This window comes from Nonomuraea sp. NPDC049709 (assembly GCF_040674815.1).
GTDB lineage: Bacteria > Actinomycetota > Actinomycetes > Streptosporangiales > Streptosporangiaceae > Nonomuraea.
In genome coordinates this window covers 17,635-33,556 of the sequence record NZ_JBFANM010000023.1, presented here as the reverse complement: position 1 = coordinate 33,556, position 15,922 = coordinate 17,635, and the positions used below count along the sequence as shown (strand labels likewise).

The following is a 15,922-nucleotide window of genomic DNA, read 5'->3' as shown; positions in this document are numbered from 1 at the left end:
GTCGGCCGAGCCATCACCGCCAGGCGCATCCTCGACGGCGGCCATCGCTCGTCCTTCAAGATTCAGTAGATGCGGGTCCGAGCCGGGCCAGGTGAGCGCGGATGGTCTCGACGTCCACGCCCCCTTCGTCGCCTTGGTCGGTGCCGAGGTCGCTCAGGATGGTCAGCGTCCGGGTCCAGTGGTGGCGGGCCTGTTCGTACTGGCCGAGTGCGGCGTGGGCGTGCGCGAGGCCGTCGTGGGCGCGGGCCTCGTCGCCCGGTTGATCGAGGTCCGAGGCGAGCTGCCGGGCCTGGTCGTGGCTGTCGAGCGCCTGGTCGTCCTGCCCGCAGGCGTGCTGCAGCCGGCCCATGCCGTGCACGGCCTCGAACTGCCAGTTGCGGTTGCCGATCTCGCGGGCGAGGTCCAGTGCCTGCTGGTAGCAGTCGCGGGCCTGCTGGTGACGCTTCTGCATGCGGTGCAGATCGCCGAGCGCGGTGACGCTGTCGAGCTCGCCGAGCCGATGCTGCGTGGCGCGCGCCAGGTCCAGGGCCCGCGTGAAGTGCTCGGTGGCGGGCACGTGCTCGCCCCGGCCGAGGTGGATGTGCCCGAGCCCGAGCAGGGCGCGCATCTCACCGGTACGGTGGCCGATCGTCCTGGCGATGTCGAGCGCCCGCACCAGGTTGTCGCCGGCCGGCTCGGGCCGTCCCGTCATCCGGTGGATGTGGCCCAAGCCGATCAACGCGTCCAGCTCGCCGGTCCGCTGCCCGATCTGCTGGGCGAGGTCCCGCGCCTGCGTGAAGTCCTCGGCCGACTGCTTGTACTGCCCGTGGATCGCGCGGAGCAGGCCCAGGGTGTTCAGGGCGCGCAACTGGCCGGAGCGGTTGCCGATGGCGCGGCCGATGTCGAGGGCACGCGAGGTGTCCTCCATGGTGATGGTGTACCGGCTCTGCTTGTAGCGGATCTCGCCCAGCCCGAGCAGCGCCTCCATCTCGCTCGTACGGTCGTCGGCGGCGCGGGCGGCGGCCAGCGCCCGCGCGTGCAGCGTCTCGGCCTCGGCGTAGCGGCCACGGGTGCGCAGGCACCGGTGCAGGGTGACCGACAGGTGCTGGAGGTGCTCGGGGAAGCCCTGCTCGGCGGCGTGCTGGGCCAGGGAGAGCAGGTTGACCAGCTCCGCGTCCAGCCAGGCGGTGGCCTGCGCCGCATCGGCCATGGACACGGTGCCCGAGGGCGGGAGCGGGCGCGTGTCGGCCTCGTAGGGGTAGAGGCGGTCCATCGCCGCCGACGCGCCCTGGGCGTAGTGGTCCAGCAGCCGGTTCAGCGCGGCGCGCCGATCGGCCTCCGGCTCCTCCTGCGCGGCCACCTCGGCGGCGTGCGTGCGGATCAGGTCGTGGAAGCGGTAGCGGCCGGGCACCGGCTCCTGCATGACATGCATCTCCAGCAGCCGATCCAGCAGCGCGGAGGCGTCCTCGACGTTGGTGGCCAATAGCGCGGCGGCCGCATCGGGCGGGATGTCCACCCCGGCGTGCAGCCCCAGCAGCCGGTACGCGCGTCGCTCGGCGGCGGTGAGCTCCCGGTAGGACAGGTCGAGCGCGGCGACGACGCTGCGCTGCCCGGCCCGCAACTCGCTCAGCCGGCGCTCGTGCTCCTCCAGGCGTCCCAGCAGGTGTGCCACGGTCCAGGTCGGATGCGCCTTCAGCCGGGCCGCGGCCAGCCGGATCGCCAGCGGCAGCAGCCCGCACCGATGCACCACCTCGGCCAGCGCCTCGCGGGGGGCGTCCGCGACCCGCTCCGGCCCCGCGGTGCCCGCGAACAGCGCGATCGCGTCCTCGGCAGGCAGCACGTCCACCGACACCGTACGCGCGTCATTCAGCTCGACCAGCCGCCGCCGGCTCGTCACCAGCACCAGGCAGCCTCCCGCGCCCGGCAGCAGCGGCCGCACCTGGGCCTCGTCGGCGGCGTTGTCCAGCAGGATCAGCATCTTCCGGCCGGCCAGCACGCTCCGGTAGAGCGCGGCCCGGTCGTCGACGTGCTGGGGGATCGACTCTCCGGCGACGCCCAGCACGTCCAGCACCCGGGCCAGGGTGTCGGCCGGGTCGGCCGGGGCCATGCCCTGGGTGTAACCGTGCAGGTCGACGAACAGGTTGCCGTCCGGGAAGCGGGCGGCCAGCCGGTGCGCGGCGTGCACGGCCAGCGCGGTCTTGCCGACCCCCGCCATGCCGTCGATGGCGGTGATCACCACCGTGGACGCGCCGCCGGCCTCGTCCAGCAGGGCCAGCTCCCGCGCCCGGCCGACGAACTCCACATCGGCGGGCAGCTGCCGCGGCGTCGGACGCAGCAGGGGCGGGGGCTGTTCGGCTCCGCCCGCGGCGCGCTTCAGCAGCCACAGCTCCTCGGCCCCCAGGCCCAGAGCCTCGGCCAGCAGCCGTACCGACGCGTGGCGCGGCCGGCGCAACTCACCCGTCTCCAACCGGCGGACGGTGCGGACGTTGACACCCGCCCGCTCCGCCAGCTGCTCCTGGGTCAGCAGGGCGCGATCGCGCCAGGTGCGCAACAACGTGCCCAGGTCCGGCTCCTCCTCCGGAGGGCTCGCATGAGGTCGGTCACTCGCTCCTGACAGCATGACGACATCTCCCGCGCGCACCGGTCTGGATCAGGGCCAGACTACGGTAAACGCGGCGAGTCAGGGCGCGGTTTACTGGCCCGCCACCCGCGCCGATCCCCGCGGCCGGGCGCACCCGGCGTCACTTGCCGGACCGGCTGTTCGAGCGGGACGGCCGTACGCTCTCCGACCTGGAGTCGGGCGTGGAGACGACCCGGTTCGGGGTCATGAAGCACCTGCGGCTGCTGGAGGAGTCCGGCCTCGTCGTCACCCGCAAGCCGGGACGGGAGAAGCTGCACTTCCTGAGCCCGGTGCCGATCCAGCTGATCCACAACCGGTGGATCGACAAGTACGCCGAGCGCCGCGCGTCAGCGCCCGCCGAGCTCAAGGCCACGCTGGAGGACCCTGTCATGACCGAAACCGCCCCGGCCACGCAGACCGTTCAGGTCAACCGGGGCCGCGCCGAGTACGAAGGCGCACGTCTCGAACGGGAAGATCGACTCGCACCGCGAGTACTTCGACCAGCTGGAGCTGTACAGCCAGCTCGGCTTCGGCCTGGTGGAGCTCGACCGGATCCCGGCCCCCTGATCCGGCCCAGTGATCCGGCCCAGTGATCCGGCCCAGTGATCCGGCCCAGTGATCCGGCCCGTGGCGTCAGAGGAGCGGCAGGCGACCGGCGTCGCGCCACGCCTCGTACTCGGCGCGGCTGTCCGGGCTGAGCGGGTAGTAGTCGGACAGCCGGGCCCCTTGTTCGAGCCGCATCCGGCTGAACTCCTCCCAGTTCTCGTGGTCCTCGGCCGACTGCACGAGCTCGAGCGCCTTGCCCGAGGGCACGATCACCGCGCCGTCGTCGTCGGCGACCACGACGTCGCCGGGCAGGCAGAGCACGCCACCGGCGGCGACCGGGACGTCGTACGCCCAGGGGAACAGGTCGGTCTGGGAGGCGTAGTGCGGCGTCGTGCCGGTGCACCAGATCGGCACCCCGAGCTCGCGCACGCGCCCGGAGTCGCGGATGCGCCCGTCGACGACGATCCCGGCGCCGCCGCGACGCTTGAAGTAGCGGACGAGCATGTCGCCGAAGCAGCCGGTGAACGTGCTGCCGTAGGCCTGGACGACGAGCACGTCGCCCTCCTGCACGGTCTCGAGGACGGCCCACAGGGCGGTGTCGCGCTCGACGTACTCCTGGCCCAGGCCGCTCGCGACATCCTCGCGCTGCGGCATGAACTGCAGCGTCAGGGCGGAGCCGACGACGCTCCTGCCGCGTTCGAGCGGGGCGGGACCCTGGACGGCGGTGCGGGTGATGCCCATGCCGTTGAGCTTGGCGCAGGCCGTGGCGGCGCTGACCGCCTTCATGCGGCGCAGGATGTCGGGGTCGGCCCGGTCGAAGGGCTCACCGCGGACAGGCAGGGGCCAGACGGCCGACGGCGACTCGGGGGCGGTGTTCATGCGTGGTTCTCCTGAGCGGTGCGGACGAAGTCCTGGTGGGAGGCGCGGTGGACGCGCCGGGTGATCTCGAGGTCGAGGGCGATCCGCGTGCGCGCGGGCAGCAGCACCTCGATCCGCGAGGCGCCGACGGCGACGCGGTGGCGCGTGGCCGGGGCGGGCGGGATGTCGTATCGGCGGTCGTCGCCGGGGTAGCCGGGCTCGGCGGTGTCGTGGCCGGCGCTGACGATCTCGTCCTCGCCGAAGGCGCCGGCCTGGACGACGGCGAGCTGGTCGTCGTCGCCGAGGTTGACGAGGTCGAGCGCGACGCGGCGTTCCTCGACCGCCCTGACCAGGGCCGCGACTCCGGGCGGCAGGCCGGGGCGGCCGCGCGCCCCGTCGCCGACCAGGACGCGGGCGAGCGCGAGGCCGCCGTAGTAGACGGCCGGTGGCGCGCCGGTCACGAGCTGGCTCAGCACCTCCGTCACGACGGGGTTGAGCCGCTGCCAGAAGTGGATGTCGCCGTCCGCCGGTTCGCCGGGGGCCTGCGCGATCAGCGCCATCCGCCGCAGGACCTGGGCGAGGGCCAGCTCCAATGCGCGTTCCGGGTAGTCCGGGTTGCGTCCGGCGAGGTAGCCGATCCAGGGCGCCTCGTGGCCCTGCTCCTCCTTGTCGTGGAACCAGCGCACCGCCTCCCAGTCGGAGTCGGAGGCGGCCCGCAGCCGTTCGATGCGCGGGTCGTGGGCGATGTCGCCGCGCGCCCACGCGAGCCAGAGCACGGGCGCGAGCGGCACCGGGTGCCGGTCGAACCAGCCCCGGGGGCCGTGCCGGTAGGGCACGAGCAGCTCGCGGGTGCTCTCGCCGGCGCCGAGCCGCTCGGCCCAGCCGGGGCCGAGGCTGCCGCGGGTGGCGATGCGGTCGGCGACCTCGCCCTGCGCCATCACGGCGTCGAGGGTGCCGCCGACGAGGTCGAGCCGGTCGAGCGTGCCGGTGAGCACCACGGTGTTGAGCGCGGCGACCGTGGCGGCGGGCGCGATCGAGTGCAGGCCGTGCGGCCAGGTCCAGCCGTAGTGGCCGCCGTACCAGGCGCCGCCGTGCAGCTCGCCGACGGTGCCGCCGGGGCCGACGTTGTCGGGCAGCACGCCGCCGTTCGCGGCCGCGCGCTCGCGCCAGGCGTCCACGTACTCGAGCACCCACGCTTCGAGGCGCGGGTCGTGGTCGTAGAGCCAGGCGTTGACCGCGAGGGTGGTCGCGGCGAGGTTGACGGCGGTGTCGCCGCGCCCCATCCGCTCCTGCATCGCCTGCCCCATGGCGCGGGCCGCGGCCGGGTCGCGCAGGTCCTCCCAGTCGCGGACGCCGGGGACGTCGAGCAGCGGCAGGCCGTAGATCTCCATGCCGGGCTGGTCGGCGCGGTACTCCTCCCAGTCCTCGCCGACGCCCCAGCGCGGGCCGCCGGAGCCGGTGTGCGGGGCGACGATCGTACGGGTGAGCGGGTCGTAGTTGCCGGCGCCGGGCAGGTAGAGCTGGGCGAAGCGGCTCGCCCGCGCCCGGAAGGCGGCGTCGGCGGGGTCCGCGGCGCAGATCGACAGGAAGAACGGCAGCGACTCGCCCTGGTGGAACCAGTCGTAGCCGAGCTCGTACTCCTCCCGGACGAAGCCGAACTCGGTGAGCTGCCGGGTCACGCCCTCCCAGTGGTGCTTGGCCGCCTCCAGCAGGTCGCCGGACCCGCCGAGGCGGTACAGCACGGGCCAGTTGAAGAACGGCTCGTAGAAGTCGTCGACGCCGTCGCGGCCGTACATCCGGCCCCGGTAGCGCAGGCGGCCGTCGGGCTCGCAGAAGCGCCGCTCGAACTCGCGCCAGGCGCGGTCGAGGCGGGCGAGCAGCTCGCGCTCCAGGACCGCCCAGCGGGGCAGCTCGCGCAGGGGCACGGTGGCGGAAATCCTGATCATCCCTTGACCGCTCCCGAGGTGAGGCCGCCGATGATGCGCTTTTGCAGCAGCACGTAGAACACGAGCGCGGGCGCGACCGCGAGCAGCATGTTCGAGTAGACGATGGTGAAGTCGGTCGAGTACTTGCTGACCGCCGCGAACACCCCGGTGGTCACCGTGTAGACGCCGGATCCGGGTCCCAGGATGATCCGCGGGTTCACGAAGTCGGACCAGACGCTCACGGAGTTGAGCACGACGGCGGTCGCGACGGCCGGGCGCATCAGCGGGAAGATGATGCGCCAGAACGTGCCCATCCGGCTCGCGCCGTCGATCCGGGCCGCCTTGTCCAGCTCGCGCGGGATGCTCTGCACGAACGCGGTGAACAGGAACACCGTCGTGGGGATCGTCAGCGCCGTCTGGAACAGGACGAGCCCGGGCACGGTGCCCATGAGGCCGATGGTCCGCAGCACGTAGATCACCGGGATGACGATCGCCTGGCTCGGGATGAACAGGCCCATCAGCAGCACGAGCAGCACCAGGCGGTGGCCGCGCCGGGTCCCGCGGGCGATCGCGTACGCGGCCGGCCCGGTGACCAGGATGGACAGCACGTTGACGGCCGCGACGAGGAGCGCGGTCGTGCCGTACGCGCCGAGCACGTTGAAGTCGGCGGAGGTCGCGGCCCGCACGATGTTGTCGAGCGTGAACCCGTCTGCGGGCACGCCGAACGGCGAGCCGACGATGTCGTCCTGGCTCTTGAACGCGTTGGTCGCGAGCAGGTAGAGCGGGGCGGCCATCACGGCGGCGAGCACGACGAGCACGACGCCGCGGAGCAGGCGGGCGGTCATGCGGCGACCGCCTGCTCGCCGCGCCGGCGGAGCTGGGTGACGACGACCGTCATCGCGATGATCGCGATCATCAGCACGACCGACTGGGCCGCGCCGTAGCCGAGCTGCGAGCGGCTGAAGGAGGTCGTGAGGATGGTGAACACCGACGTCTGGGTGGCCCCGGCGGGCCCGCCGGCGGTGAGCGCGAGGACGAGCTCGTAGACCCGGAGCAGCCCGATCGCCGCGAGCACGACGTTGAGCGTGACGGTCGGCGCGAGCACGGGGAGCTTGACCCGCCAGAACGTCTGCCAGGGGCCGGCCCCGTCGATGACCGCCGCCTCCAGGAGTGAGGCGTCGATGGTCTGCAGGCCGGCGAGGTAGAGCACGACGTTGACCCCGAAACTGGCCCAGATGATCACCACGACGGTGGTGGCGGTGGCCCACACGGGGTCGGCCAGGAAGGGCAGCCGCTCGACGCCGAAGCCGGTCAGCAGCGCGTTGACCGCGCCGTTGCTGCCGAGGATCGACGCCCAGAGGAAGCCGAGGATGACCGGCCCGATCACGTACGGCGAGAAGACCAGCACGCGCATGACCGTGGTGACGCGGTTGCTGCGGTTGAGGAGCACGGCGATGCCCAGGCCCAGCGCGTTGCAGGCGATCGTGCCCACGACGGCGATCACCGCGGTGAAGCCGGCGGCCCGCAGCACCTCGGGGTCCTGCACGAGCCGCTCGTAGTTGCGGGTGCCGACCCACGACGGCGGGATCGTGAAGCCGTCCCAGTTCGTGAGGCTGAGGTAGACCGCGATCGCGATCGGGACGAGCACGAACAGCGTGACCAGCGCGAGCGCCGGCGCGATCATGACGGTGTCGGTGAGCAGGTCGAGGCGGGCGCCCCGGACGCGGCGGGTGGCCGGCGCCGCCCCGGCGGCACCGGCCCGAGTGTTGCTAGCCGGCATTCAGATCCCACCACGAGTCCAGCGCGGCCGCCGCCTTTGCCGGTGCGGTGCCGACGTAGAGAGCCTGGACCTGCTTGTTGAGCTCGTCGCCGAACCCGCCGGGGATCGTGGGGCCGGAGGTGCCGAGCACCAGTCGGGGCGCGGCGTCGTGGATCGCCGCGACCTGCTGGTTGAGCGGGCTGCCCTTGTACGGGTGCTCCTGGCGGAAGTTGCCCTCCGAGGCGAGCGACGCGGTGACCGCCGTCTTGTCGCTGACCAGGTACTTGACCAGGCTCAGCGCGAGATCCTTGTGCTTCGAGGCCTGCAGGATCGAGTACGGCTGCGCGGGCCCGCCGAGCTGCCCGGCCGGCCGGCCGTCGAGCGACGGCGCCGCGAAGACGCCCACGTCGAACGAGGGGGCGGCCTCGTCGATGGAGGGCACGATCCAGTTGCCGATCACGTACGTGGCGGCCTTGCCGGAGGTGAACCCGTCGATCGAGTCCTGGTACTTCAGGCCCAGCGCGTCCCGGTCCACCAGCCCGTCGGCGATCCAGCCGGCGTAGGCGTCGAGGTAGTTCTTGTACGGGCTCGCCGCGAAGGTGGCCGTGCCGGCGTTGCGCTGGGCGTAGAAGTCGCCGGACCCGAGGAGCTGCGGGTTGGCCAGCATGGCGAACTGCGCTCCGGTGACCCACTCCCCCGCCGTCTGCAGCGGGAGGTAGCCGGCCTTCTTGAGCGCCTTCAGGTCCTGGGTGAACTCCTCCAGGCTGGCCGGCGGCCCGTCGATGCCGGCGTCGGCGAAGGCCTTCTTGTTGTAGAAGACGAGCGACTGGATCTGCGCGCCGGTGGCGACCTGCCAGATCTTGCCGCCGACCTTGTTCTCCTGGACGAGCGGGGTGTCGAGCACCCAGTCCTCCTCCGGGAAGGCGAGCAGCTGCGGCGCCACCACCGGGTCGAGGTTGCTGGCGACGATGTCGGGCACGTCGCCCGAGGCGAGCTCCTGCTGGAGGGTCGCCTGGACGTCCTCCGCGCTCGGCACCTCGATGGTGACCTTCACCCCCTTGTTCTGGGCGACCCAGGGTTGGACGAGGTTCTCGTAGTACTGCTTGGTCAGGACCGGGGTGATGTTGGCGAGGATGCGGAGCTCGCCTCCGCCCTCCTCGGCGCCACTGCTCGCGCATCCGGTCAGGAGTCCGGCCGCCATCGCCGAGCCGAGCAGGATCGCGACGCCGCGCATGCTGTATCGCATGATTTTCCCTTGCTAAGACAATCGCCTATCGATAGGCGATTGGCACAGTAGACCGTGGTCCATCTGACTGGCAAGCCTAGGACGACGACCGGTCGGTCCCGAGGTCGCCCGACGCGTGCGCCGCGAAGGCCGCTGCGGCCACCTCCGGATCGCCGCTCACCACGGCGTCGATGAGGTCGGCGTGCCAGCGGACGACCTGGGCCCGGTCACCGAGGTAGGAGGGGTCGCCGATCGCGCGCTGGCTGATGAGCATGGGTTCGAGCGTGTCCCAGAGCCGGGCGAGCACGGAGACGCCGGTGGAGGCGATCACGCTGCGGTGGAACTCGACGTCGAGCTTGCGGAAGGCCGCCCAGTCCCCCGAGGCGACGACCTTCTCCATGCGCGCGACGATCGCGCGCAGCCGGGCGAGGTCGGTGGCGGTCGCGGCCGTGACGGCGAGGCGGGCACCCGCCGCCTCGATCGAGGCGCGCATCTGCCGCGCGATCGCGAACTCCTCGGCCGAGATCTCGGTCACGTAGCTGCCGTGGCGGGGCACCGAGACGACGAGCCCCGCGTGCACCAGCCGCTTGACCGCTTCGCGGACGGGCGCCTGGCTGATGCTGAGTTGCCGGGCGATCTCGGACTCCACGACGCGGGATCCGGGGGCGCGCGTGCCGTCGAGAATGGAGGTGAGGATCAGGTCGTACACCTGGTCCGAGAGCAGTCCCCGGTTGATGCCGGTGTCGGTCATGGCCGCCTTTCCTTGCGTTCCGATGGTGCTGCCTAGGCTAGCGATAGTCGATTGTCCCCATTGACGCGGCGGGACCTTGGTCACTAACTTCTCGATAATCGATTAGTGATTGGATCTCGGATGGCCCGTCGGATCGTCGCGGCCCGTGCCGCCGCACTCGCCACGACCACCGCCGCCGCGTTACTCGGTGGCACCCTCACCAGCACACCCCCCGCCGCAGCCACGGGAGGCACCACGTACTACGTGAGCACCTCCGGCTCCGACTCCAACCCGGGAACCTCCGGCTCCCCGTTCCGCACCATCCAGCGATGCGGCACGGTCATGACCGCCGGTGACACCTGCCAGATCGCCTCCGGGACGTACCGCGAGACCGTCAAGCCGGTCGCCGACGGCACGGCAGCGAACCGCATCACCTACACCGCCGCCCCGGGCGCGGCGGTGATCGTCGACGGCAGCGACCCGGTGACCGGCTGGTCCCAGGTCACCGGAGCCCAGCTGGCCGCGCTCCAGGCGGCCGACCCCACCCTCACCGGGTCGGAGTTCGCCGCGGCGGTCGGGGCCGGCCGGATCTACCGGGCCCCTGTCACCGTCAACGGCGCCCTGCCCGGGCAGCAGGTGTTCGTCGACGGGGCGATGCAGCCCGAGGCGGCGTGGCCGCACCCGGGCAACAACCCGGCCGAGCCGGTGCTCGCCTCCGCGCAGTCCGGCACCCAGACCTCGCTCTCCGACGCGGCGCTCACCCAGCCAGCCGGCTGGTGGGTCGGCGCCCGCCTCACCTCGCACAACTGGTTCGTCAGCGAGTCCGGCACCGTGACCAGCTCGGCGGTCGGGTCGGTGACCGCGAGCAGCCTGCCGGCCTGCGTGGGGCTCAGCCCCAACCAGCGCAACCTGTACTCGCTGAGCGGCAAGCTCGCGCTGCTCGGCAAGGCGGGCGAGTGGCACCACCGCGCCGCCGACGGCCACCTCTACCTCTGGACCCCCGACGGGGCCGCCCCGTCCGCCCACACCGTCGAGGTCAAGCAGCGCGAGCTCGCGTTCGACCTGTCGGGCCGCTCGTACACGACCGTGCTCGGCATCGGCATCAAGGGCTCCACCGTCCAGACCTCGTCCTCGACCCACCACGTGACGCTCGACGGGATCACCGCCCGCTACGTCTCCGCCTACAGCGACCTCGTCGTCGACCCGGCCAAGGTCACCCCCGCCGACCCGTGCGACGTGCTCACCGCCGGCGAGACCACCAGCGGCATCCAGCTGCGCGGCACCGCCAACGTGCTGCGCAACAGCACGATCGACTGGAGCGCCGGCAACGGCGTGCTGGTGGCGGGCACCGGCAACACGGTGACCAACAACCGCATCACGAACGCCGACTACATGGGCAGCTACGCGGCCAGCATCAACGTGCTCGGCAGCGACCACCTCATCAGCCACAACACGGCCTGGGGCAGCGGGCGCAGCAACCTCAACATCGACAACAAGGTCGCCGGCACCGTCTCCTCCGGCCATCTGATCCGGTACAACGACTTCGGCGACTACGGCAAGCTCGTCAACGACGTCGGGGCGATCTACGTGTGCTGCCGGGTGAACCTGGCGAACACGATCATCGACCACAACCTGCTGCACGACGCGGCCCCGGGCGTGGCCCAGGACGGGCCGGCGCCCGGCGTCTACCTCGACCTCGAGACCCACAACGCCACGGTCGCCGACAACGTCGCCTGGAACCGCACCACGTACGGCGTCGTCCTGATCAACCCGAACGGCGGCACGACCTCGGGCAACAAGATCTACGGCAACACCAGCGGCACCGACCCCAAGGCGGTCAGCCTGTTCGGCGGCACCTACTCCACCTCCGAGGTGAAGAACAACATCGGCATCGTCGACACCATGCCGGGGGTCACGGTCTCCGACAACCTGCCGAGTTCGACCGACCCGCAGTTCACGAACGCCGCCGGGCGCGACTTCACCGTCACCTCCGGCTCCCCCGCCCGCAACGCCGGCGCGGTGCTGCCGCCCTGGACGGACGGCTCGACCGACGCGACCCCCACGATCGGCGCCTACCAGTACGGCGCGACGAAGTGGACCGCCGGCGTACGCTCCGTCGGCGCGACCGTCCAGGCGGAGTCGGCCGCGGCCTCCTCCGGCACGAACACCCGCTCCGGCGGGACCGGCACGGTCGTCGGCAGCTTCGACGGCGGCGACTGGCTGCGCTACGCGAACGTCGCCTTCGGCAACGGGCGCACCATGTTCGCGGCGACCCTCGCGACCGAGGTGCAGTACGCCAACCAGCGCTTCGAGATCCGCATCGACTCGCCCACCGGCCCCGTCATCGGCACCGCGACGGTCTCGGCGACCGGCGGCTGGGACCGCTTCGTGCCCCAGTACACGCCGATCACGCCGACCAGCGGCACCCATGACGTGTACCTCATCGCCCTGGGCACGGGACCGGGCATCGGCGACATCGACACCATCTCCTTCACCCGCACCCCGGCCAAGCTGGAGGCCGAGCACGCGGACGCCGGCTCCGGCACCAGCGTGGCCGCGGGCGGGACGGGGAAGTTCGCCGGGAGCTTCGACGGCGGCGACAGCCTGACGTTCCGGTCGATCGACTTCGGCATGGGGCGCACGTCGTTCTCCGCCTCGGTCGGGGTCGACCCCGCGTACGCGGGCCAGAGCTTCGAGGTACGGATCGACGGGCCGGCCGGTCCGGTGATCGGCACCCTCACGACGGCCTCGACCGGCGGGTGGACCCGGTTCGCCACGCAGAGCGTCGGCATCGCCGACACGAGCGGTGTGCACGACCTGTTCCTGGTGGCGAACGGGGGCGCGGGCGTCGCGAACATCGACTGGGTGGCCCTGGAGTGACCACCCGGACGGCGTCCCCGGCAGCCGATCCATCCGGGACAGCAGATCCCCAATTCTCCCCCAAGTTGTCACATACCGGACACCTGGCCGGTCTTAGGAGGCATGATTGCGACCTCAACCCCTGAGACCAGCCCCTCCTGGATCCGTACGACCCTGGCCGGCGCCGGCCTCGCGATCGTCACCCTGGCGACCGTCGGCCTGACCGGCACCCCGGCGGCGGACGCGGCCGCGTCCGAACGCGCCATGCCCACCGTCATCCTGGAACACGGCGCCTTCGCCGACGCCTCGAGCTGGACGGGTGTTGTCAAGCGGCTGCGGCATGACGGGTATCCCGTGATCGCCGCGGCCAACCCGCTGCGCAGCCCGGCCAGTGACGCCGCCTACCTGCGCGGTCTGGTGGACAGCGTGCGAGGTCCGGTGGTACTGGTCGGTCACTCCTACGGCGGATCGGTCATCAGCACCGCCGCCGACGGGGACGACCAGGTCAAGGCGCTCGTCTACATTGCGGCCTTCGCGCCGGACACCGGTGAGAGCGCCGCGGACCTGGCCGCCAGGTTCCCCGGCAGCACGCTGTCCGAGACGCTCGAGCCCGTGCCCTTCACCCTGCCGGACGGAACCTCCGGCACCGACCTCTACATCGACCAGGACAAGTTCCGCCGGCAGTTCGCGGCCGACGTCCCCGCCGCGATCACCAAGGTCATGGCCGCCGCCCAGCGCCCCGTCACCGCCGCCGCGCTGGAGGAGAAGGCCACCAAGGCGGCGTGGAAGACCATCCCGTCCTGGACGCTGATCACGACGCGGGACAGGAACATCCCGGCGGCCGCGCAGCGCTTCATGGCCAAGCGCGCCCGCTCGCACGCCGTCGAGGTCGACGCCTCCCACGCGGTGTCCGTCTCCCGGCCCGACACGGTCACGCGCCTGATCGAGCAGGCCGCCGATGCCACTGTCCGCTAGAACGCACCTCCCCCGCTCGAACCCCGGGGCGCTCCTGCGCGAGCGACGTCGGAGCGCCCCGGGCACCACCTCGCGTGTCGCGGGAACCAGAAAGTACGGAGAGCAGGCCACCCAGGTCCTTCGCGCAGCGGCTGGAAGGCTCATGAGGTAGGACGCGGGAAGTCAAATCCCGGATCGCACACGCCCGCAGACGACCGGCACCCTTGCGCAATACATACACTTGTACATATATACACCGTCATGTATGTTCGAGGTGTGGTCAACAGCGTGCAACTGCGAATGACGGCGATCTCGGAGCCGAACCGGTTCCGGATCGTCGAGTTGCTCAGGGACGGCCCGCGGTCGGTGGGTGACATCGTCGAAGCGCTGAGCCTGGGCCAACCGCAGGTGTCCCGGCATCTGCGACTGCTGTCCGAGGCGGGAGTGGTCGAGGTGACCAAGCGGGCACAGCAGCGGATCTACCGGCTGCACCCGGGCGCGATGCGTGAGCTGAGTGACTGGGTGCAGGGGTTCGCCGTTCTGTGGTCGGAGCGGATGGATCGCCTCGGTGCCTTTCTCGACGACACGGCCGATCAATGAGGAGCTTGAGCATGTCCCCAGACACCGCGGACGGGATCGTGGTCGATAGGTCGGCCAACACCCTGCACATCAGCCGCACCTACGCGGCCGAGCTCGAGCGTGTGTGGTGGGCCTGGACGGACGCCGAGGCGATCACTTGCTGGTGGGGGCCGCAGGGGTGGGCCGCGACCGTGTACGAGATGGACGTGCGGCCGGGAGGACGCTGGCGCTTCGAGATCGCGCCAGTGGACGGCTCGGCCGCGCCGGTGCGCAGCATCGCCACCTACACCACCGTCGTCGATCGTTGCGAGCTCGCCTACGACGACGTGTTCGCCGACGCGGCGTGGCGGCCCGACGGCACGGGCACCTTCCCGACTTCGGTCACCTTCACCTCCACCGGCAACGGCTGCATCGTCTCCGTCGCCGCGAGCTTCCCCGACGGCCAAGCACTGCAACGGGCCGTCGAACTCCAGATGGCCGACGGCTACGCCGAAGCGCTCGACCGGCTTGGCGGCCTGCTGGACGGCCCGTCAACCAGCGAAGGAGAAACGATCATGTCCGAACTTTCCACCATCACCTCCGCCGACGGCACCACCATCGCGTACAAGAAGACCGGGTCCGGTCCGGCCATCATCGTGATCAGCAATGTCGCCGAAGACCACACCGGCGTCGCGGGCGTGGCCGAGGCGTTGTCCAAGGACTTCACCGTGATCAGCTTCGACCGGCGCGGCCGTGGGGCCAGCGGCGATCCGCAGCCCTACGACCCGGCGCGCGAGATCGAAGACATCGCCGCGCTCATCGAGGTCGCGGGCGGCTCCGCGGCCCTGACCAGCGGTTCCGGTGGGTGCGGGCTGACCTTGGACGCGGCGAGCGCGCTGGGTGACAAGGTCACGGGACTCTACCTGTACGAGCCGCCGTTCATCGTCGACGACTCCAAGCCCCCGGCGCCCGCCGACTACGTCGAACACCAGAACGCCCTGGTCGCGGCGGGTAAGCGCAGCGAAGCCGTCGAATACTTCATGACCGAGATGATCGGTGTCCCGGCCGAGTACATCCCGGCGATGAAGCAGGACCCCTCCTGGGAGGCCATGGTCAAGTACGCCCACACCTACGCCTACGACGGCCAGATCATGCGCGGACTCCAGGACGGCAAGCCACTGCCCGCCGACCGCTGGTCGATCAAGGCGCCGGTCGCGGTGGCCGTCGGTGGCAACGGCGAGGCCTTCATACGCGCCGGTGCACAGGCGCTGGCTGCGATCCTGCCGAACGTGACCGTGCTGACGCTCGCCGACCAGGATCACTCCGCCTTCTGGATGGCCCCTGGGCCGGTCGCGGACCAGGCCCGCACGTTCCTGCTCGGCTGACGACCACAGGCCTGGCGGCCATGTGGGAGAACACCGTCGCCGCCGACTCCGTCTGCCCCTCCACCGCTCGGCCTTCGCTTGTCCCGTTCAGCAGGCGGTGGCGGGCCCGAAGCGGGAAACGCCAGTGAGCCCGAACTCGCCCGCGCCGTCGCCACTGTGCTGCTGGTCGGCGGGCGGGAAACCCGGCCCCTGGGCAGCCTGGTGCCGGCGCTGGCCGGCCGCCGCGACCAGGCGTGTGCGCCTACAGCCCGCCCGGCCCGGGCGGCCCGCACCGGTCGGGCGGTTGTTGCACCAGGTCCTGCTCGACCATCCCCGCGGGCGCTCGCGGCTGCGGCTGCACATCCGCTCCCGCTGGGGTGCTGGTGTGCCGTTCCAAGAACGACCAGTCGGCCACTGGCCGCTCAGCGGTTTCGCCGTGGAGGGTCGGCAGGCTTGCGGCGCTTTCCTGCCAGCGGTTGTGCGCCGCGATGGTGCGGAGGCCGGTTCCGGCGGGTGCGCACGGTGGCGGCCGTCTCGCCGGTGGC

12 protein-coding genes are annotated in these 15,922 nt (G+C 71.6%); 5 read left to right on the top strand and 7 right to left on the bottom strand.

All coding sequences use genetic code 11. The features are described 5' to 3' along the window. Positions 1-55: 55 nt before the first annotated feature. The gene (locus tag AB0J69_RS23800) at positions 56-2,599 is read right to left on the bottom strand and encodes a tetratricopeptide repeat protein (protein ID WP_364120964.1); all 2,544 of its coding nucleotides are present in this window, start codon (positions 2,597-2,599) and stop codon (positions 56-58) included. A 125-nt stretch (positions 2,600-2,724) separates the two neighbouring features. Between AB0J69_RS23800 and AB0J69_RS23795 the strand changes: the two genes are divergently transcribed. Next, the gene (locus AB0J69_RS23795) at positions 2,725-3,192 is read left to right on the top strand and encodes a helix-turn-helix domain-containing protein (protein WP_364120961.1); all 468 of its coding nucleotides are present in this window, start codon (positions 2,725-2,727) and stop codon (positions 3,190-3,192) included. Positions 3,193-3,232: 40 nt separating this feature from the next. On the opposite strand, the gene AB0J69_RS23790 is transcribed toward AB0J69_RS23795, so the two are convergent. The 6 genes from AB0J69_RS23790 to AB0J69_RS23765 form a co-directional block, all read right to left on the bottom strand. After that, positions 3,233-4,024 carry a hypothetical protein gene (locus AB0J69_RS23790; protein ID WP_364120959.1) on the bottom strand — a complete coding sequence of 264 codons (792 nt, stop codon included), beginning with the start codon at positions 4,022-4,024 and terminating at the stop codon, positions 3,233-3,235. Then, positions 4,021-5,949, bottom strand: a complete 1,929-nt coding sequence (locus tag AB0J69_RS23785; RefSeq protein ID WP_364120956.1) for a hypothetical protein — start codon at positions 5,947-5,949, stop codon at positions 4,021-4,023. Before AB0J69_RS23785 ends, AB0J69_RS23790 begins: the two co-directional genes overlap by 4 nt. After that, on the bottom strand, positions 5,946-6,773 hold the full coding sequence (locus tag AB0J69_RS23780) for a carbohydrate ABC transporter permease (RefSeq protein ID WP_364120953.1): 828 nt from the start codon (positions 6,771-6,773) through the stop codon (positions 5,946-5,948). The genes AB0J69_RS23785 and AB0J69_RS23780 overlap by 4 nt, the downstream gene beginning before the upstream one ends. Next, entirely contained in the window at positions 6,770-7,708 is a 939-nt protein-coding gene (locus tag AB0J69_RS23775; protein WP_364120950.1) for a sugar ABC transporter permease, read from the bottom strand. The genes AB0J69_RS23780 and AB0J69_RS23775 overlap by 4 nt, the downstream gene beginning before the upstream one ends. Then, entirely contained in the window at positions 7,698-8,933 is a 1,236-nt protein-coding gene (locus AB0J69_RS23770) for an extracellular solute-binding protein (protein ID WP_364120948.1), read from the bottom strand. The genes AB0J69_RS23775 and AB0J69_RS23770 overlap by 11 nt, the downstream gene beginning before the upstream one ends. Before the next feature lie 76 nt (positions 8,934-9,009). After that, positions 9,010-9,663, bottom strand: coding sequence for a GntR family transcriptional regulator (locus AB0J69_RS23765; RefSeq protein WP_364120945.1), 654 nt, complete (start codon positions 9,661-9,663; stop codon positions 9,010-9,012). Between the two features lie 120 nt (positions 9,664-9,783). On the opposite strand from AB0J69_RS23765, the gene AB0J69_RS23760 reads away from it, so the two are divergent. The 4 genes from AB0J69_RS23760 (at position 9,784) to AB0J69_RS23745 (ending at position 15,398) form a co-directional block, all read left to right on the top strand. Beyond that, complete coding sequence (locus AB0J69_RS23760; RefSeq protein WP_364120942.1) at positions 9,784-12,522, top strand: carbohydrate-binding protein; 2,739 nt, start codon at positions 9,784-9,786, stop codon at positions 12,520-12,522. A gap of 102 nt (positions 12,523-12,624) precedes the next feature. Continuing rightward, a complete protein-coding gene (locus tag AB0J69_RS23755; RefSeq protein WP_364120939.1) occupies positions 12,625-13,476 on the top strand; it encodes an alpha/beta hydrolase in 852 nt (283 codons plus the stop codon). A gap of 255 nt (positions 13,477-13,731) precedes the next feature. Further along, positions 13,732-14,055, top strand: a complete 324-nt coding sequence (locus AB0J69_RS23750; RefSeq protein WP_364120937.1) for a metalloregulator ArsR/SmtB family transcription factor — start codon at positions 13,732-13,734, stop codon at positions 14,053-14,055. Then, positions 14,052-15,398: an alpha/beta fold hydrolase gene (locus AB0J69_RS23745; RefSeq protein ID WP_364120934.1), complete on the top strand. Its 1,347-nt coding sequence runs from the start codon at positions 14,052-14,054 to the stop codon at positions 15,396-15,398. Before AB0J69_RS23750 ends, AB0J69_RS23745 begins: the two co-directional genes overlap by 4 nt. The last annotated feature ends 524 nt before the right edge of the window (positions 15,399-15,922 follow it).

What these genes read in the sequence shown, in the direction of transcription:
- AB0J69_RS23800 (WP_364120964.1), bottom strand. Translation starts at nt 2,599, where the DNA reads ATGCTGTCAGGAGCGAGTGACCGACCTCATGCGAGCCCTCCGGAGGAG.
- AB0J69_RS23790 (WP_364120959.1), bottom strand. Translation starts at nt 4,024, where the DNA reads ATGAACACCGCCCCCGAGTCGCCGTCGGCCGTCTGGCCCCTGCCTGTC.
- AB0J69_RS23785 (WP_364120956.1), bottom strand. Translation starts at nt 5,949, where the DNA reads ATGATCAGGATTTCCGCCACCGTGCCCCTGCGCGAGCTGCCCCGCTGG.
- AB0J69_RS23780 (WP_364120953.1), bottom strand. Translation starts at nt 6,773, where the DNA reads ATGACCGCCCGCCTGCTCCGCGGCGTCGTGCTCGTCGTGCTCGCCGCC.
- AB0J69_RS23775 (WP_364120950.1), bottom strand. Translation starts at nt 7,708, where the DNA reads ATGCCGGCTAGCAACACTCGGGCCGGTGCCGCCGGGGCGGCGCCGGCC.
- AB0J69_RS23770 (WP_364120948.1), bottom strand. Translation starts at nt 8,933, where the DNA reads ATGCGATACAGCATGCGCGGCGTCGCGATCCTGCTCGGCTCGGCGATG.
- AB0J69_RS23765 (WP_364120945.1), bottom strand. Translation starts at nt 9,663, where the DNA reads ATGACCGACACCGGCATCAACCGGGGACTGCTCTCGGACCAGGTGTAC.
- AB0J69_RS23760 (WP_364120942.1), top strand. Translation starts at nt 9,784, where the DNA reads ATGGCCCGTCGGATCGTCGCGGCCCGTGCCGCCGCACTCGCCACGACC.
- AB0J69_RS23755 (WP_364120939.1), top strand. Translation starts at nt 12,625, where the DNA reads ATGATTGCGACCTCAACCCCTGAGACCAGCCCCTCCTGGATCCGTACG.
- AB0J69_RS23745 (WP_364120934.1), top strand. Translation starts at nt 14,052, where the DNA reads ATGAGGAGCTTGAGCATGTCCCCAGACACCGCGGACGGGATCGTGGTC.